This window comes from Paenarthrobacter sp. NPDC056912 (assembly GCF_042786555.1).
Lineage (GTDB): Bacteria > Actinomycetota > Actinomycetes > Actinomycetales > Micrococcaceae > Arthrobacter.
On record NZ_JBHUCD010000001.1, the window covers coordinates 239577 to 257178 of the forward strand.

Here is a 17602-nt window from a genome sequence, read left to right on the forward strand (position 1 = left end):
AGGTCAGGCCTTGACGAGATCCTTTTTGTCGTCATCGTCCTTGGCTGTGCTCTTGGCCACGAAGGCGCTTCCTTGCTCCGCGTCCAAGTGCGTGGGCTTCTTGTTCTTCAGGGCGAAGATGTACACCAGCAGCGAGATGAAGATCGCCGCCGTGACGTAGGTGAAGAACAGGTCCACCTGATCCGACTTCTGCAGCGCTGCACCGATCAGCGGAACGGTGCCGCCGAACAACGAGTTGGCAATCGCGTAGCCGAGCCCAACGCCGAGCGCCCGGATCGAGGCCGGGAAGAGTTCAGCCTTCACCAGCGCGTTGATGGAGGTATAGCCACCCACCATGAGCAGTCCGCCGAGCATCAGCAGGAAGGCGATAAACGGGTCCTTGGTGCCGGACAGAGTGGAGAGCAGCGGCCACGTGAAGAGCACACCGGTCACGCCGAACCAGATCAGCAACGGCTTGCGGCCAACCTTGTCCGAGATCAGGCCGTACACAGGCTGCAGCAGCATGAAGATGAAGAGCGCCCAAAAGTTGATGACGGAGGTATCGGTCTTGGCAATGCCGGACGTATCGTTCATGAACTTCAGGATGAAGTTGGTGTACGTATAGAACGCTACGGTGCCGCCAAGGGTGATCCCGATGCAGATCAGCAAAGGCTTCCAGTGCTTGGTGAGCAGTAGCTTCATGGTGCCAGGCTGGGCTTCGCCCTCAACCTTGACGTGGGCGGCGCGGAGCTGATCAGAGGAAAGTGTTTCTTCCATGGAGCGGCGCAGCCAGAGAACCACAAGGGCAGCTACGCCACCGATTGCGAACGGAATCCGCCAGCCCCACGCGGTCAGGTCTTCCTTGCTCATGGTGTTCTGCAGGATCACGAGCACCAGGAGCGCAAGCATCTGGCCGCCTATCAGCGTCACGTACTGGAAGCTCGAGAAGAAGCCGCGGCGCTTGGACGTGGCTGCCTCGGACATGTACGTGGCGCTGGTGCCGTATTCGCCACCCACGGAGAAGCCCTGCACAACGCGGATGAACACCAGCAGGATCAGTGCCCAGAGGCCGATCACGTCCTGCGTCGGCAGGATCGCAATGGCGAAGGAACCGGCCGACATCAGCGTCACACTGAGCGTCAGCGCAGCCTTGCGGCCCTTCCGGTCGGCATACCGGCCGAAGAACCAACTGCCGATCGGCCGCATGAGGAACGACGTCGAGAAGACCGCCATCGCCTCAAGGCCGGCCTGCAGGTCGTCCGAAGAGTTGAAGAAGTGCGACTGGAAATACGCCGCGAAAACCGTATACACATAGAGGTCGAACCACTCCACGAGGTTGCCCGCGGAGCCCTTGAGGATGTTGCTCACGGCCTTGCGTGTCTGGGCCGCCTCGCTGAGGGGCGCAGCTTGTTGGGTGCTCATCAATGAACCTTCCTGGACGGCGCCTGATACGGCAGCCGTGTCTTGCATGAGTTCGTTCTGTCCATGAAGCGGGTGCTCATGGCGTCCTTGCGCATGGCTCTTCGTCGACTAAGAAAGGCCCTCCTGGGGTGAAGAGGACATGTTCCAAACTATGGGTGATGCACGGCACAGCCAACGCGGGACAGGATTTCCTAACACTTCCTTAGGTTTCGGGTGAGGCCGGTCAGCGCGCGACCCACCGACGCTCTCTCATGTCCCGTCGCCTTTTGGTGGACGCTCTCTCACGTCCCGTCGTGTTTTGGCGGTCCCTCTCTCACTTCACAGTGGTTTCCGGGAGTACCGTGCTGGCATGGCGAGATTATCGGGGGCGGCCGAGGGGACGTTGCCTAACTGGAAGGGAGCGTTCAGTAATGTTCCGCTGCCTCCCGGACAAGTGACTGGGCTGGCGGTGTGCGTCCTGCTCCAAAGGCTGCATCCCGCGCGGCTTCCCGGTCCGCGGCTCGTGAACGGACTGGTGGGGACCGGGCTGGCGCTCGCCGGCGTCGGTCTCAATACATGGGCACTTAATGAACGGCGACGCCGGTCGGCTGGCCGGTTCGCTCTGGAGCGGCCAGACGTTCTGGTTACCAGCGGCCCATATGCCTTCACCCGTCATCCTATGTACGTCGGCTGGTGGCTCATCCATCTGGGTGCCGGCGGTTTTGCTGGTACGGCCTGGGCCTTTGCCACACTGCCTGCCGGGATGCTCGCGGAACATTGGGGGGTGCTTCATGAGGAGGCCGCACTGTCGGAGCAGTTTCAACAGGCGTACGCCGAGTACTCGGCAAGGGTTCCCCGCTACATCGGATTCCAACGACGCGCCCCCGGGCCGCCGTCGTAATTGCGTGATGTGAGTGAGCGTTCCCCCTCAACGGTGCGATGAGTGAGAGAGGATCGGGGGAGACCCTCACTTAAGTAGAAGAGGGTTCCCCGAAGAGGGCGATTAAGTGAGAGAAGGTTGCTGGTTCGTCACGACGATCTTCCAGACTGCCAGGCGGCCAACGCCGGCGGCGACGGCGATAGACAGCGATAACAGCAGTGGACCCGTTGACGAGAGTCCGCCAAACGGTGTGCACATGAGTAATCCGACTAAGAAAAATGCGGCCACATGAACCCACTGACTTCGAACACGACGCAGGGTCAGGCCCACGAGTGATCCCACAACCACGCCGACTGTCCATGCCGGGAGCAGGCTGTATATGAAGATGAGGATCCACCACCCCGGTGCTTGGATGCTTAGGAGAATGCTCAAGGTCAGGTGTGCAACTCCGATTCCGACTGCCAGTCCTTTGCCACCGAGCACCACTCTGTCTTTTGGCCCGTAGCGCCATTCTCTGGACGGGTTCCGCACCGCCAGTGAGTGCTCATCCTCGTCAGTCCAAGGCTCTTGGCTCATTACTTACCTCCGGGTGATGTGAGAGAGCGTTCATCGGGAAGGATGGTTAGGTGAGAGAGGGCTCGGGGTTTCCCTTGGCAATCCCGTTGAGCGCCCCGGCCAAAGAGGGATACTCGAACGCGAACCCCGCATTGAGCAGTTTCCGGGGCTCGACCCACCGGCTCTTCAGCACCAGCTCGGTCTGTGTCCGGATCAGGACAGCTCCGGCCTCGAGCAGCCACGACGGTGTTGGGATGCCAAACGGCACTCCCATGCTCTGCCGAACCAGGGACATCAGATCGCGATTGTCTACGGGGTAGGGCGACGCCGCATTCACCGGACCCGTCAGCTCACCATGAGCGTGCACGAACAGTACGGCACGGAACAAGTCCTCCACATGGATCCAACTGAACTTCTGTGTCCCCGCCCCCATGTGCCCACCCAGGCCAAGCCGGGCAAGGTTCCGGAACGGACCCATCACGCCCCCGCCAGGCCCGAGCGCAATCGCGATACGCAGCGGCACCTTGCGCGTACCGGGCACAACCGCAGACGCCAACTCGTCCTCCCAAGCACGCGCGACATCCACGGAGAACCCGCTGCCAAGTTCTCCCGAAACCTCTGATTGTGGGTGATCTTCCGCGTGCCTGTAGATGGTTCCAGTACTCGAGTTGATCCACGTCCGGGGCGGTTCCGCACACGCAGCAACAGCCCGGCCCAACGCTCGCGTCGTGCGAACCCTGGAGTCCAGAATCTCCCGCCGGTGCCGCTCGTTGTAGCGACAATTCACGGATCGTCCGGCGAGGTTCACCAGCAGTTGGGCGCCGTCCAGCGCTCTGCTGATGGCGTCGTCGTCGTGCCATTGCGCGTCAGCCGAAGCAGCCCGCCCGACTGTCCGGACCTGCCAGCCCTCTTCAAGAAAACGCCGCTGGAAGTAGCTGCCAATGAAGCCAGTTGCGCCGGCGATCACCACCGTCCGCGGATTCATGAGTCTGCCTTGACGTTGCGGACCAGTCCCAGGACGTCGTCGAAGACTTTGCTCACGCCCGGAATCTTCGCGAGCGACAATCCGCGCGCCACCAGCGGCGCGGCGCCGTCGATCAGCTTGCGCGTGCGGCGTTGGCCCTCGGATGTGTCATAGACCCAAAACAGCGCGACGCCCATGTATGCCAGCCACAGCAGCTCTGGCAGATCGCCGCGCAGCTTCTTCGCGACGGCCGGGGAGGAACCCTCGACGGCGGTGCGGAAGATCGCGAGCGAGGCCTCGCGGGCGGCGGTGGATGCTTCGCCGAACGGGTTGACGGGCGACGTCGGCCGGATCGCCGTCGCGATGAAATCGGCACCGAACTGATGGTATGGCGCCATGACGTCGACGCCCGTGTGCAGCACGGCTCTCAGCCGGCCCGCGAGATCCTGGACGCCGTCGAGGGCCTTGGCTGCGACCGCTGCGTGCTCGTCCTGCACCTGGACGTACAGCTCCTGGACCAGTTCATCCTTGGAAGCGAAGTAGTAGTAGGCGTTGCCCACGGAGACGCCGGCCTCCTGGGCGATGGCGCGCATGGTGGTCTTTTCGAATCCGATTTCCCGGAACATCTTCAACGCGACATCGGCAACCAACTGGCGGGTCTGCTCACTCTTCGCGGCCATTCGGTGCTCCTTGGAATCGTTTTTGAACGTGTTCAAGAATGAGTATGCCACCATTTCTGAACGCGTTCAAATGTTGATGGAAGGGCAGGGAGGTGAGGGAGGGTTGCCCGAAAGGGGGTGGGATGTGAGAGGGGGTCGGTGGGTGGGAGAATGGAACCGGTGCCGGGCCGAATGCCCCACCAACCACAGTGCTAATACAGCGGGGCAGCCAAGCAGCGGCCTACGCGAACCACTACGAATGGATGACCCATGCCCTCGCCTTCAGGCTCCAGTACCTTGAGCAAGCCTGCTCCGCGCTTCGCTTCAATCGGCTCCCCGTATTTCGGCATCATGCTGGCTGTCATGGCCGTGGTGCTGATCCTGTCCAACATCGGCGCTTCCAAGGGAGTGGTGCTCGGGCCGATCATCACCGACGGCGGATTCTTCCTCTTCCCGCTGGCCTACATCCTTGGCGACGTCATGAGCGAGGTCTACGGCTTCAAAGTGGCGCGGAAGGCCATCATCACCTCGTTCGCGCTCTCGGTGTTCGCGTCCATCTGCTACTGGGTGATCATCGTCCTGCCCGGCTTCACTGACGAGTACGGAACCGCCAAGCAGGCAGCCATCGAAGGTGCGCTGGGGCCTGTGCCTCTGATAGTCCTCGCCTCACTGCTCGCTTTCCTGGCCGGGCAGACCATCAACTCGTGGATCCTCGTGAAAATGAAGGAACGCACGGGCGAGAAGTCACTGTGGGCACGGCTCATGGGGTCCTCCGTGGTGGGCGAATTCGTGGACACCCTGATTTTCTGCAGCATCGCGGCGTCGGTCATCGGCATCACCGACGCCGGAATGTTCGTCAACTACGTGCTGGTGGGCTTCGTCTACAAGACGGCCGTGGAATTCCTGTTCGTGCCCGTTACCGTGCTCGTGGTGGGCTGGATCAAGAAGCGCGAGCCGAGCTACGGAGTGGCCGCAGCCTAAGCTCGGGCCGAGTTCGCCGGAACCGTGTGAGTTCGCCGGAGGTTTCCGCACGCTCACGCACGCTTCCGGCGAACTCGCCGCAGCTACGAGTAGTACCGCCCCAGGGTCTCCGCTTTGAACTCGAAGAAGTCCCCGGATTCGATGGCCAGGCGGGCGTCGTCCACCATCTTCACCACGAAACGTTCATTGTGGATGGAGATGAGCGTTGCCGAGATCATTTCCTTGGCCTTGAACAAGTGGTGGATGTACGCCCGCGAGTAGTTCACGCACGTGTAGCAGTCGCAGCCGTCCTGCAGCGGTCCGAAGTCGGTCTTGTAGCGGGCCCCGGACAGGTTGAACCGGCCAAAAGGCGTGTAGAACGCGGAGTTCCGGGCCACACGGGTCGGGGAGACACAGTCGAACGTGTCGGCGCCGTTCTCGATTGCCGTGAAGATGTCGTCCGGCTCGGAGATGCCCAACAGGTGCCGGGGCTTGTCCTCGGGCAGTTCCTCGTTGCACCAGCGCACGATCGTGCCCAGGTTTTCCTTCTCCAGTGCCCCGCCGATTCCGTAGCCATCAAAGGGCATCGCACCGAGGTCCTGGCAGGCCTTGCGGCGCAGGTCCCCGTACTGGGCGCCCTGGATCACGCCAAACAGGGCTTGGTACGGCTTACCTACGCGGGAAGCCGTCAAAGAAGCATGCTCCGCCAAGCACCGCAGAGCCCACAACCGCGTCCGCTCCAGAGACTCCTCCTGGTACGCCCGCGAGTTCTGCAGCGTGGTGAGTTCGTCGAACGCGAACATGATGTCAGCGCCGATCTGATGTTGGACCTGCATGGAGATCTCAGGGGAGAAACGGTGCCGGTCCCCGTTCAGGTGCGACTTGAACCAGACACCGTCGTCGTCAATGTGAGCCAGCCGTTCCTTGCCGGGAGCCACGGCGTCATCCGGGCCGGAGCTGTCCACGTTCTTCATGTCGATGACCTTCTTGAACCCCGACCCCAGGCTCATCACCTGGAATCCGCCGGAGTCGGTGAACGTTGGCCCGGACCAGTTCATGAATGCGCCCAGCCCGCCGGCGGCGTTGAGGATTTCAGGCCCCGGCTGCAAGTACAGGTGGTAGGCATTGGCCAGCACGGCCTGCGCACCGAGGTCTGCGATGGACTCGGGCAGCACTGCTTTCACCGTGGCTTTGGTCCCGACGGCGATGAACGCGGGCGTCTGGATTGTCCCGTGCGGCGTGGTGATGGTTCCGGTCCGGCCCAGGAAAGCGCCGCCGTTTGCGTCCACCTGAGCGTCCGACGGCGAGCACGTTTCAGTCAGGCGCTGGCCCACCGAAAAGGAGAACTCGGATTGCCTGTCGGAAAGTGCAGGCAAAACGGGGGCAGTGGACGGAACAGAAGCAGGAAGGGAAGCTGGCACCCTACCAAGTGTGCCAGCTTTACCCGGAGCAACCTGCCGAGGAAACCCTACGACCCGTACTTCTCAGCCTTCCAGTTCTCCCATGAGGACCGGATGTCCGCCAAGGTGTGGGCCCCCAAATCGTAGGTGGAGGCAATCACCATGGAGCCGCCGTCGGGCCTTTTCTCCGGAATCGGCAGCTGCTCCGCGACGATCAGCAGCCCTTCACCGTGCTCGGCGTAGCTGTGGACGGTCAGGCCTACCTGGTGGCGGCTCTTGAACCAGACTTTGCCGGAAATTGCCTCGCCGGTGGAAAGGGTGAGCGAATACTCGTCGCCGACGGGCGGCAAGTCCCCGAGCCCCAGCTTTTCAATCGCCGGACCGCCTTTGCCCGGGAGGGAAGCAAAGTGTGTCCGCCGATGGCCGTGCGGGTGCCTCTCCAAAGCAAACCGCAGTTGATGAAGGAACGTGAGCCAGCCCTGGGTGATGTCCTCGTCCCACTCTGCCCACTCGGAATCATGGTCCAGTGCGGCCCGGATGACCCGGACCTCGGTGCCGCCGGAGACGGGGTGGAGTTCGAAGACATCCCCGGCATTGACGGTCAGGCTGGTGTGGTCGGGTCCTTCCACAACGTCCGTGTTGAAGTAGATCTGTTTGATTTCGGCGTCGAGGTCATCGGCCTCCCAGCCGTGCCATTGAGCAACCAGGGACGGTTCGCGCAGCATGGTCCAAACCTGCTGCGCGTCGGCATTAATCACAACGCTCAGATTGTTCGTCATGGCCCCGAATCTACCGCCGTTCAGGCCCACATAACAGGTCTTGATGTTCCCGTGTTGCGGGTCCCGGGAGCCTAGGCCCGCACGGCTTCGAGTTCGTTGCCGATCCGCCGGCCCAGTTCTTCCTCGTCGATTGTCTGGGAGCCGCCGTGCGCACGCAGGAACAACAACGACTCAAGCCGAAGGAAACGCCATTCACGTTCGGCTTCGTGGTTGCCGTTGTCGATCGCGCGGAAGATCTCTTTGTCGTAGAGATTGGGTTCGTTCAGGCCCCGCTGGCGGACCTTGGCGGCGATGCGGGCCTTGAACGGGTCAGTTTCCTCCGTCTCATGGGCTCGCAACAGTTTCTCGTAGACCGCGGCACGTTCGGTTTGTCCGGCCTCGCGGCAAATGAAGCTTGAGAGCGCCAGCGCACGTTCTATCGATGTCCATCGGTCCGGGTTGCCATCGAAAGGCAGCACGTTGAGGAGGTCCGCGACCGCAAGGGCCTGGTCCGGATCGCGCAGCACGATGCAGAGGTCGAACGCGAGGTCGCTGAGGTCCCGGAGGCAGCTTCCGGACTTGGTGTTGATGCCCTTCGCGAGCCGCTCCCCAAGCACCTGGACACCGTTCTTGCCCTTGTGGTTGGCGACGGCGGCACGGACCACGGCCTCGGGCGCCCCTTCAGGATCGGGGATCAGTGCAAGTTCTTCAGCGCCGGGCATCGTGACCGCCGGTGGGGTGTCCGGGCGTGGTGGAACGACGACGGCGGGGCCGGTGGTCGCTTCAATGTCATCGTCGGCGGAGGTGCTGGAGTCCGGGAGGAGGGCCGGGGCGTCCTCACCCGAGGCGTCCTCACTGGGCCCGGCCGAGGCCTGGCCGCCCACGGGGACACTGGACCCGACAGCGATCCGCACCGTTCCGCCGTCGACCATTGTCACCAACAGCAGCGCGGCGACGCCGAAATCATCATGCTGGACGTCGATACCGGCAATTTCTTCGGCTGGCCCGTCTCCGGGCAGGAACACAAAATCTCCGGGCTGCAGGTCCCCAGCCTGCTTTTCTTGGTACTGCTGTGAGGCTGGGCTGTGAGTCATCGGAAATCCTTTGGTTCTCGTGGGGTCCGCCGTCCAGTCTACAAAGTCCGGCCGCCGGAGCGGCCGGGACCCGCTAGAGGACGATGCCCGAGAATGCCAGAGCCTGGCGCACCAGGTGGCCGCGGCCGCCTTCGAATTCCTGCTGGACGCCGTCACTGAGGACTTCCTGCGGGGTCATCCACGTCAGTTCCAGGGCGTCCTGGCGCGGCTCGCATTCACCGGTCACCGGGATGACGAACACCAGCGAGACTGCGTGCTGGCGGTCATCAGTGAAACCTGTCTGTGACGGCGCCGGGAAGTATTCGGCCACGGTGAAAGGAACCGGGCTGATGGGCAACTGCGGGAAGGCCAAGGGACCGAGGTCCTTTTCCATGTGGCGCAGGAGGGCCGCGCGGATGGTCTCGCGGTAGAGAACGCGGCCGGAGACGAGGTAGCGCACCATGTTGCCGTCGGCGTCTCCCTGGAGGAGCGAGCCGACCTCGTTGACGTACCCGAGCGGATCCAGTCGGACAGGAACAGCCTCCACATAGACCATGGGAAGGCGGCCGCGGGCTTCGAAGAGGTCTTCATCTGAAAGCCAGCCTGGATACGGGTCGGGTGTACGTACGCTCATGGTTAAGTTCTACCCCATCCCCAGCCGTTGCACCTGATGCGCCCCTGCCAGGAACGCGGCATTACAGGGCGAGGATGGACTCCAGCGACTCGCCGGACGCGATGCGGGCCAGGATATCCGGCTCGGCAGCGTCCGATGCCAGCGCCTTTCCCAGGACGTCCTGTGCAGCTTCCGGTGAAAGCACGATCAGCCCGTTGTCGTCTCCCAGCACCAGGTCGCCGGGGCTGACCTCAACGCCGCCGCACTGGACGGGAACATTCACGGCGGAGCCGGTCCCGTACAGGCGTTTGGTGGTGAGGCACGAGGTTCCGCGGGCGAACACCGGCAGGCCGGTCTGCCGCAGTTCCAGGACGTCGGTGGCCACCCCATCAACCACGACGCCGACAGCGCCTTGGGCGAGTGCCGCGGCTGCCGTGACGGCCCCCACGGGTGCGTGCCGGTGGTCGCCGCCCATGTCCACTACCAGTACGTCGCCGGGTTTGAGCGCCAGGAGGGCGTGGTTCATGGCGATGGCGTCGTGCTCGGCGATCCGGACGGTGACAGCGGGTCCGGCAATTTTCACGTTGTGCAGCAGCGACTGGATGGCGGGGGAGACGAAGCCGTCTTCGAGGAAGTGGCCGATGGTCGGGTAGCTCACGTCGGTGAGGTCCCGCAGGAGTGTGGCGGTCACGGGGCAACCTCCGGCTTCCCGGCGAGGACCGCGACGCATTCGATTTCCAAGGACACGCCCCACAGGCTCACGCACACGGTAGTCCGGGCCGGTTTGGCCGTGCCGAAGTACTCCACATACACGCGGTTGTACTCGTCCAGCTGGTCCTGGCTGGTCAGGTAGGTGTTGACCTTGACCACGTGCTCCAGGCTGGACCCGGCGGCTTCCAGGACACCGGCCAGGTTCTCGATCGTCTGCCGGACCTGTCCTTCGAAGGTGTCCGGCTGGTCGTCCAGGCCCGTGATTGCGGGGATCTGGCCGGAGGTGAACACAAAGCCGTTCGCAATGACCGCCGGGGAAAAAGGCCCGACGGCGGGCGCCTGGCCGGGGATACCGGCCAGGCGCTCGATGGTGGGTGGGGTCACCGCGCTGCCGCGGTTTCTGTTGCGGCGTTGGAAGGTGCCGCGTCCGCGGGTGCCTCATCGACGGCGTCGATGTTGCCGTACCGGGTCTCGGTCAGCAGGAAGAGTGCAACCAGGGACAATCCGGCTGCGCCCATGATGTACCAAGCGATCGAGGAACTCTGTCCAGTCATGCCCAGAAGCCAGGTGGTGACGAACGGCGTGGCCGCGCTGCCCAGCAGACCGGAGAGCATGTAGGCCACGGACAGGCCGGAGTAACGGACCTTGGAGCCGAAGAGTTCGGCCAGGAACGTGGCGATGGGTCCGTAATTGGCGCAGAACGCGGTCATCATGGCCAAGTAGGCGACGAAGAGCAGTGCCACCGACTTGGTGTCCATGAGCCAGAACATCGGGAAGGCGAGTGCTGCCTCGGCCGCCACGCCGGCGAAGATGATGGGTTTGCGACCGAACTTGTCCGAGAGCTTGCCGAAGAACGGGATAAGGAACAGTCCCAGGACGCAGGAGGCCAGGACCACCCAGAGCATCAGGCTCTCGGAGTGGCCGAGTTCCTTCTTGCCGTAGGAGACGCCGGAAGCTACCAGCAGGGTGAACGTGCTGCCCGTGGACAGGGTGGCGACGCCGCCCAGGACAACCTGCTTCCAGTACTTGGCCATCAGCGCGGCGAACGGCATCTTGGCCTTGGCGCCGGCGGTCTTGACTGCCTGGAAGGACGGTGTTTCCTCGATGTTCAGGCGGATGTAGATACCCACGCTGACAAGGAGGACCGATGCCAGGAACGGGATGCGCCAGCCCCATGAGTACAGGGCTTCGGTGCTGACGGTGGAGGCAACAATCAGGAAGGCTACGTTGGCGATCAGGGTGCCGGCCGGAACGCCGACTTGCACCAGGGATCCGTAGAAGCCGCGGCGGGACGGAGGGGCGTGCTCGACGGTCATGAGCACGGCACCGCCCCATTCGCCGCCGAGGGCCAGGCCCTGGATGACGCGGAGTAGGAGGAGGAGCAGCGGCGCCGCGATACCAATGCTGGCGTAGTCCGGCAGCAGGCCGATGGCGAACGTGGCCGCGCCCATTGTCAGGAGGGAGACCAGCAGCATGGATTTGCGGCCCAGCCGGTCACCGAAGTGGCCGAAGATGATGGCGCCAACCATGCGGGCGATGTAAGCGGAGGCGAAGGTGCCGAAGGCCAGCATGGTGCCGACGATCGGATCGAAGCTGGGGAAGAAGATCTTGTTGAAGACAAGGGCCGACGCCGTCCCGAAGACGAAAAGGTCGTACCACTCGACGGTGGTGCCAATAACGCTGGCAAGGGCAATCTTGCGCATCTTGGTCAGGTCCAACCTGGCTGTGGATGCGGAGGCAGTATCTACCGTGTGGGCCATCTGATTCTCCGGATGGGGTGCGGGGACGAATGTCCGGTGCAAGGTAGCTACAACTATGGTGTGTGCCCGATCACACCATCAATGGCATAAATTCCATGAAACCGAGCCCGGGAATGTGAGAACACACATCGGCGCGCATCAGCGTCGGTATCGGCTAGGCCCACGCCACCACCAATCGGGCCGTCTTCGCAGGAACGGCAAGGTCTATCCCCGTCAGCTCCTGGAAGCGGTTGAGGCGGTTGAGGATGGTGTTGCGGTGGCAGAAGAGCTGCTCTGAGGTGACAGTGACATTGCCGGTGCTCAGGTAGTTCCGGACCGTCTCCAAGAGCCGCTCGCGCTCGCCGCCCCGGCAGTCGGCCAAGGCCTCCTCAAGTTCTGCGGCGAGGTCCAGCCCGGCGTCCTGAAGGTTCTGTTGGGCCAGCCGCGCCCAGGCGGAATCGGCAGAGAGGGGGCCGGAGTCTCGGGGGCGGAGCAGGGCGGCCAGGCTTTCGGCTGTGCGGGCGGCTGTCGGTAGTGCGCGGAGGCCAAGGACTTCGGGCACGTAGCCGCACGGGACATCGACGACGCCGGGTGGCAGCTGCTGGCCGTCGGCTTCGGAACTGTGCGTCTCGCCTCGGGGTTCAGGTCCCCGCGTCCTCACCGCGGGCAGTGCCCAGAACACGTAGGTATTCCCGCCCGATTCGTGCAGGAACAACCGCTGCCGGGTGTGTTGTCCAGACCCGAACTGGGACGTCGCTGCCCGCAGCCGCGCGCCGGGATCTCCGCTGGCAGCAACCAAGGCGAAGCGCGATTCCGGGTTGATGCCCAGTGCCGATGCCACTTGCGCGGAGGTTTCCAGGGATGGAGTGCTCTGGTTGAAGAGGCGGGCGATGAACTCGCGTTGGATGCTCGATTCTTCCTGGGCCATCCTGACGCGTTCTGTCAGGTAGCTCGTGTGTGTCCGGGTGGCGAATTCGTCCACCACGCTCCACACTTGGTCCACCCTGGTGGCCAGGAGGGCGGCGTCCTCGGTGTGGGCGATCTCCAGCAGTTCGGCCCACAGGATGCTGAAGTCCAGGCGCACGGCGGAGGTGAGGGACTCCGGCGGAATACCGGCCCTGGCGCGCTTGGATCCGAGGTCGGATGCGAAGCCGAGCAGCCCGTCCCGGCTGTCGGTATGCCCGTTCCTGAGTCCCCGGATCAGTCGCCGAAAGGTCTCCTTGGCTGTCTCTTGGATTTCCAGGACGGTCACTTGGCTTTCGCCGTATTCGGGGATCTCGCGGACCCTTGTGGTGAAGGCCTGGGCCAGGGTGTCCAGCCTGCCTTCGAGCTGATCCACCAGCTCAGTCCACCGAACAGCATGCCCCGACGTATCAGAATTGTGCATTCACACATTCTAGCGCCATGATTCCGTGGTGGATTGCTAGTCATTTTGGGAAAAACTACTGGCACTATGGATTGAGTCACACAAATTTGCCCGGGCACCCCCAACGTCCGGTCCCGTTCGCAATCATGGAGCAACAATGGCAAGCACGGTCAGCGGAGCCACGGACGCCAGTCCCACGGCAGTACGCGTCGTCGATGAAAGCGTCACCAAGAAGGTGGCCCTGGCTGCCCTCGTGGGCACTGCGCTGGAATGGTACGACTTCTTCCTTTTCACCACAGCCGCTGCGCTGGTGTTCAACGCACAGTTCTTCGTCTCCCAGGACCCCTTCGTGGCAGCCATGGGTTCGTTCGCCACGCTCGCGGTGGGCTTCGTGGCCCGCCCCATCGGTGGATTCATCTTCGGTGCGCTTGGCGACAAGGTAGGCCGCAAGAAGATCCTCATGGTCACGATCGTGGGCATCGGCATTGTCACCGGCCTCATCGGTTTGCTTCCGAACTACATGACCATCGGCCTGGCCGCCCCCATCCTCCTGGTTGCCCTGCGCATCGTCCAGGGCCTCGCTGTCGGCGGTGAGTGGAGCGGCGCGGTGATCATCGCCGTCGAGAATGCTCCGGTGGAGAAGCGTGCACGCTACGCCGCCCTGCCGCAGATCGGATCGCCAATCGGCACCATCCTGTCCTCGGGTGGCTTCTTCGGCATGCTGTTCCTGGTGGGCCAGACCAATTTTGACGCCTGGGGCTGGCGTATTCCCTTCATCGCCGCCATCCCGCTTTTGGCCATCTCGCTGTGGATCCGCAGCCGCCTCAGCGAATCACCGGAGTTCGAAGCCCTGATGGAGTCCGGCGAAACGGAACACGCTCCGATCCGCGGCGTCCTGAAGAACAGCTGGCGCCAGATCCTGGTGGGTATGTGCTCGGCGTTGCTTGGCATCGGTGGCTTCTACCTCATCACCAGCTTCGTGGTTTTCTACGGCACCAAGGTCCTCAAACTGCCCTCTGAACTCCTGCTCCTGGGCACCCTGCTTGCTGCAGCGCTCGAGATCGGCGCCCTGATCTGGGCCGGACGCCTCGGCGAAAAGTTCGGTGCCAGCAAGGTCATCCTCTGGGGCGGCGTGGCTTCGGCCATCGTCGCGGTCCCGGTGTTCCTGGCCATCGACTCCCGCAACCCCGTCCTGGTGGTCCTCGGCATGATGATCGGGGTCGCTGTCCTCTCTATTCCCTACGCCGTCTCAGGCACCGCCCTGACAGCGCTGTTCGCTACCAAGGTCCGCTACACCGGCGTCGCCATCACCTCCAACACTGCGGGTGTCATCTCCGGCTTCGTGCCGCTGATCGCCACCGCGCTGGTGGCAGCCAACAACTCCTTCTGGCCCGGCGCCATCATCCTGCTGGTCGTGTCCGCACTGACGGCGCTCTCCGGACTGTTCCTCCCCGCCCTTTCCATCGAAGAAGAAGGAATGAAGCATTGAGCACAACCACCGCCGGTCACTTGATTGTTGGCCAACTCAAACGGGCAGGCATCCAGCGCGTCTACACCGTTCCGGGCGAGAGCTTCCTCGACGTCCTTGATGGCCTGCACGGCTCGCCGATCACCAACGTTGTGGCCCGCCAGGAAGGCGGTGCCGGATTCATGGCACTGGCCGAAGGCCGCCTCACGGAGCTGCCGGGCATTGCCATGGTCACCCGCGGTCCGGGTGCTGCCAACGCTTTCATCGCCGTCCACACCGCCTACCAGGACGCCACACCGCTGATCCTCTTCGTCGGATTGATCCCGGTGGCAGACCGCGGCCGCGAGTCGTTCCAGGAGTTCGACATCAACGCCTGGTTCGGCAGCACCGCCAAGAAAGTAGTGACCCTTGATGACGCCGCTTCCGCCGCCCGCGTGGTGGACGACGCGATCTTCACCGCCCTCAGCGGACGCCCCGGCCCCGTAGTGATCGGCCTCCCGGAGGACGTGCTGGTGCACGTTGTCGAGGACGCCACCGTGGAACCCCGCAAGGTGGCCCGTCCGGAGCCGGCCGCGGCGGACCTGTCCGACCTCACCCAAAAACTGCAGAAGTCACGCAAGCCGCTCGTCGTCGTCGGCGGCGAAGGCTGGACGCAGGAATCCGGCGAGCAGCTGGCCGCCTGGGCGAGCCGCCACAGCGTTCCGGTGGTGGCCGACTTCCGCGCCTACGACGCCGTTCCGCACCGCAGCGACGCCTACGCCGGCTACCTGGGCTACGGCCGCAGCGACGCCAACGCCCAGCGCCTGGACGACGCCGATCTGCTCGTCTTTGTTGGCTGCGTCCGCGGCGACGTCCTGTCCGATGGCTACAAGCGCGGGCTCGACGCCGAAACAGTGGTGGTCAACGCCGATGCCAACCTCCTGGGCCACTTCGGCCGCGTGGACCAGCACATCATCGCGGACGTCACGGCGTTCGCTGCTGCGCTGGCTTCCACGAACGCACTGGCTTCTTCTCCTGCGGCCGGCGAGCGCGAGGAAGGCTGGTTCGCCAGCGCCCGCGCCGAGCAGCTCACGTTTTCCACGCCCCGGCCCGACGGCGGCATTGGCGTCGACCTGGGCGTCGCCATGGAGGTCCTCAAGAAGGAAATGGACCCCGACGCCGTCCTTACGTTCGGTGCCGGGAACCACGCCATCTGGCCCGCACGCTACCTGGACCACAACTCCGCGAACTCCCTGGCCGCTCCGCGCAACGGCGCTATGGGCATGGGCATCCCCGCGGCCGTGGCGGCGTCCCTGGCATACCCCGGCCGCCAGGTCATCTCCGTGGCCGGCGATGGCTGCTTCATGATGAACGGCCAGGAAATCGCCACGGCCATGGGTTACGGCGCCAAGCTCATCGTCCTGGTGGTGGACAACGGCATTTTCGCCACTATCCGCGAACACCAGGAAGCCCATTACCCGGACCGGCCTTCCGGCACGCACATGACCAACCCGGACTTCGCCGCACTCGCCCGTTCCTATGGCGGCTACGGCGAGCGTGTGGACCGCACGGAAGACTTCGCCGCCGCGTTCCGCCGCGCCGTCGACTCCGGCCTCCCGGCCTTGCTGCACCTGCCGCAGGACCCCACCACGCGTTCCCCCAAGACTTCAACGAACTGACCGGAGCCTCACTGTGATCCAGCTTCAGAACATCATCAACGGCGAGTCCGTGGACGTCGCGGCCAGCCTGCCGTTCTTCGACCCCGCGACGGGCCAGCAGATCGGCACCGCGCCGGACAGTGACGCTGCCGCCGTCGACTCCGCCTTCCAAGCCGCTGCCGCGGCTTTCAAGAGCTACAAGCGCACGACGCCGGGAACGCGCCAGTCGCTGCTGTTGCAGCTGGCCGACCTGATTGAGGCGAATGTCGATCGTCTCCTTGAGGCTGAGGTTGCCTGCACGGGCAAGCCTGCGGCCCTCACCAAGGAGCTCGAAATCCTGCGCGGCGCGGACCAGCTGCGCTTCTTCGCAGGGGCATGCCGGGTTGTTTCCGGGACGGCGCAGACGGAGTACGTGGAGGGCTTCTCCTCCACCATCCGCCGCGAGCCCATTGGCGTGGTCGCCCAGATCACGCCGTGGAACTACCCGTTCATGATGGCCATCTGGAAGATCGGTCCTGCCCTCGCTGCAGGCAACACCCTGGTCCTCAAGCCGGCCGACACCACCCCTTGGTCCACTGTGGTCCTGGGTGAGCTGGCGCAGCAGGTTTACCCGGCAGGTGTGGTGAACATTGTTTGTGGTGGCCGAGATGCTGGTGCCGCGATGGTGGACCACGACATCCCGGAGATGGTCTCCATCACCGGCTCCACCCGGGCCGGGGCTCAGGTCATGTCCGCGGCGTCGAAGACGCTCAAGGACGTCCACTTGGAGCTCGGCGGCAAGGCGCCCGCTGTGGTGTTTGCCGACGTCGATATCCAGCGGACCGCCAGCGAGATCGCGCTGGCTGCGTTCTTCAACGCCGGGCAGGACTGCACCGCGGTGACCCGCGTGCTGGTCCACCAGGACATCCACACGGAGTTCGCGGCCGCTTTGGCAGATGCCGCTGCGGCGTTGAAAGTGGGATCCGACCTCGGCCCGCTCAACAGCGCCGCGCAGTTGGAGCGCGTGGAGGGCTTCATGTCCCGTCTTCCGGCCAACGCCCGCGTCCTGTCCGGCGGCAAGCGCACCGGCACCGGCTTCTACTTTGAGCCTACGGTTATCGACGGCGTCTTCCAGACGGATGAAGTCGTGTGCGATGAGATCTTCGGCCCCGTGCTGACGGTCCAGCCGTTCGCCACCGAGGACGAAGCGATCGAACTGGCCAACGGCACCAAGTACGCCCTGGCCTCCAGTGTGTGGTCCGAGAACCATGGCGTGGTGACCCGCGTTTCCAACGAGCTCGATTTCGGTGCCGTGTGGATCAACTGCCACCAAGTGATTCCCGCCGAAGCGCCCCACGGCGGGTTCAAGCACTCCGGCACAGGCAAGGACCTCTCCGTGTACGGACTCGAGGACTACACCCGCATCAAGTCCGTCACCACCTCCCACCGCTAGAACCTGA

At 63.9% G+C, this 17602-nt stretch carries 16 protein-coding genes; 5 read left to right on the forward strand and 11 right to left on the reverse strand.

The annotated features are described in order from the left end of the window. Positions 1 to 3: 3 nt before the first annotated feature. Entirely contained in the window at positions 4 to 1401 is a 1398-nt protein-coding gene (locus tag ACFRJ9_RS01115) for an MFS transporter (protein ID WP_377663496.1), read from the reverse strand. A 349-nt stretch (positions 1402 to 1750) separates the two neighbouring features. On the opposite strand from ACFRJ9_RS01115, the gene ACFRJ9_RS01120 reads away from it, so the two are divergent. Beyond that, complete coding sequence (locus ACFRJ9_RS01120) at positions 1751 to 2281, forward strand: methyltransferase family protein (RefSeq protein ID WP_377663498.1); 531 nt, start codon at positions 1751 to 1753, stop codon at positions 2279 to 2281. A 601-nt stretch (positions 2282 to 2882) separates the two neighbouring features. Here ACFRJ9_RS01120 and ACFRJ9_RS01125 read toward each other — a convergent pair. Continuing rightward, entirely contained in the window at positions 2883 to 3800 is a 918-nt protein-coding gene (locus tag ACFRJ9_RS01125) for a TIGR01777 family oxidoreductase (protein ID WP_377663500.1), read from the reverse strand. Continuing rightward, a complete protein-coding gene (locus tag ACFRJ9_RS01130; protein ID WP_377663502.1) occupies positions 3797 to 4459 on the reverse strand; it encodes a TetR/AcrR family transcriptional regulator in 663 nt (220 codons plus the stop codon). The genes ACFRJ9_RS01125 and ACFRJ9_RS01130 overlap by 4 nt, the downstream gene beginning before the upstream one ends. A gap of 249 nt (positions 4460 to 4708) precedes the next feature. Here ACFRJ9_RS01130 and ACFRJ9_RS01135 point away from each other — a divergent pair, with 249 nt between their 5' ends. Then, the gene (locus tag ACFRJ9_RS01135; RefSeq protein WP_377663504.1) at positions 4709 to 5419 is read left to right on the forward strand and encodes a queuosine precursor transporter; all 711 of its coding nucleotides are present in this window, start codon (positions 4709 to 4711) and stop codon (positions 5417 to 5419) included. Between the two features lie 83 nt (positions 5420 to 5502). On the opposite strand, the gene tgt is transcribed toward ACFRJ9_RS01135, so the two are convergent. The 8 genes from tgt to ACFRJ9_RS01175 form a co-directional block, all read right to left on the reverse strand. After that, on the reverse strand, positions 5503 to 6819 hold the full coding sequence (tgt, locus tag ACFRJ9_RS01140; RefSeq protein ID WP_377663506.1) for a tRNA guanosine(34) transglycosylase Tgt: 1317 nt from the start codon (positions 6817 to 6819) through the stop codon (positions 5503 to 5505). Between the two features lie 47 nt (positions 6820 to 6866). Then, complete coding sequence (locus ACFRJ9_RS01145; protein ID WP_377663508.1) at positions 6867 to 7577, reverse strand: SRPBCC domain-containing protein; 711 nt, start codon at positions 7575 to 7577, stop codon at positions 6867 to 6869. 71 nt (positions 7578 to 7648) lie between these two features. Beyond that, positions 7649 to 8650, reverse strand: a complete 1002-nt coding sequence (locus ACFRJ9_RS01150) for a DUF6707 family protein (RefSeq protein ID WP_377663510.1) — start codon at positions 8648 to 8650, stop codon at positions 7649 to 7651. A 73-nt stretch (positions 8651 to 8723) separates the two neighbouring features. Further along, positions 8724 to 9263, reverse strand: coding sequence for an NUDIX hydrolase family protein (locus ACFRJ9_RS01155; protein WP_377663512.1), 540 nt, complete (start codon positions 9261 to 9263; stop codon positions 8724 to 8726). 61 nt (positions 9264 to 9324) lie between these two features. Next, complete coding sequence (locus ACFRJ9_RS01160) at positions 9325 to 9933, reverse strand: RraA family protein (protein WP_377663514.1); 609 nt, start codon at positions 9931 to 9933, stop codon at positions 9325 to 9327. Next, positions 9930 to 10337, reverse strand: coding sequence for a RidA family protein (locus ACFRJ9_RS01165; RefSeq protein ID WP_377663516.1), 408 nt, complete (start codon positions 10335 to 10337; stop codon positions 9930 to 9932). Before ACFRJ9_RS01165 ends, ACFRJ9_RS01160 begins: the two co-directional genes overlap by 4 nt. Further along, positions 10334 to 11713: an MFS transporter gene (locus tag ACFRJ9_RS01170; RefSeq protein ID WP_377663518.1), complete on the reverse strand. Its 1380-nt coding sequence runs from the start codon at positions 11711 to 11713 to the stop codon at positions 10334 to 10336. The genes ACFRJ9_RS01165 and ACFRJ9_RS01170 overlap by 4 nt, the downstream gene beginning before the upstream one ends. Before the next feature lie 154 nt (positions 11714 to 11867). After that, the gene (locus tag ACFRJ9_RS01175; protein ID WP_377663520.1) at positions 11868 to 13079 is read right to left on the reverse strand and encodes a PucR family transcriptional regulator; all 1212 of its coding nucleotides are present in this window, start codon (positions 13077 to 13079) and stop codon (positions 11868 to 11870) included. A gap of 136 nt (positions 13080 to 13215) precedes the next feature. Here ACFRJ9_RS01175 and ACFRJ9_RS01180 point away from each other — a divergent pair, with 136 nt between their 5' ends. The 3 genes from ACFRJ9_RS01180 to ACFRJ9_RS01190 are packed head-to-tail and all read left to right on the forward strand — an operon-like array spanning position 13216 to position 17595. Next, on the forward strand, positions 13216 to 14547 hold the full coding sequence (locus ACFRJ9_RS01180) for an MFS transporter (protein ID WP_377663524.1): 1332 nt from the start codon (positions 13216 to 13218) through the stop codon (positions 14545 to 14547). After that, a complete protein-coding gene (locus ACFRJ9_RS01185; RefSeq protein ID WP_377663526.1) occupies positions 14544 to 16184 on the forward strand; it encodes a thiamine pyrophosphate-dependent enzyme in 1641 nt (546 codons plus the stop codon). Before ACFRJ9_RS01180 ends, ACFRJ9_RS01185 begins: the two co-directional genes overlap by 4 nt. A gap of 13 nt (positions 16185 to 16197) precedes the next feature. Then, positions 16198 to 17595, forward strand: coding sequence for a gamma-aminobutyraldehyde dehydrogenase (locus ACFRJ9_RS01190; protein WP_377663528.1), 1398 nt, complete (start codon positions 16198 to 16200; stop codon positions 17593 to 17595). Positions 17596 to 17602: the final 7 nt, after the last annotated feature.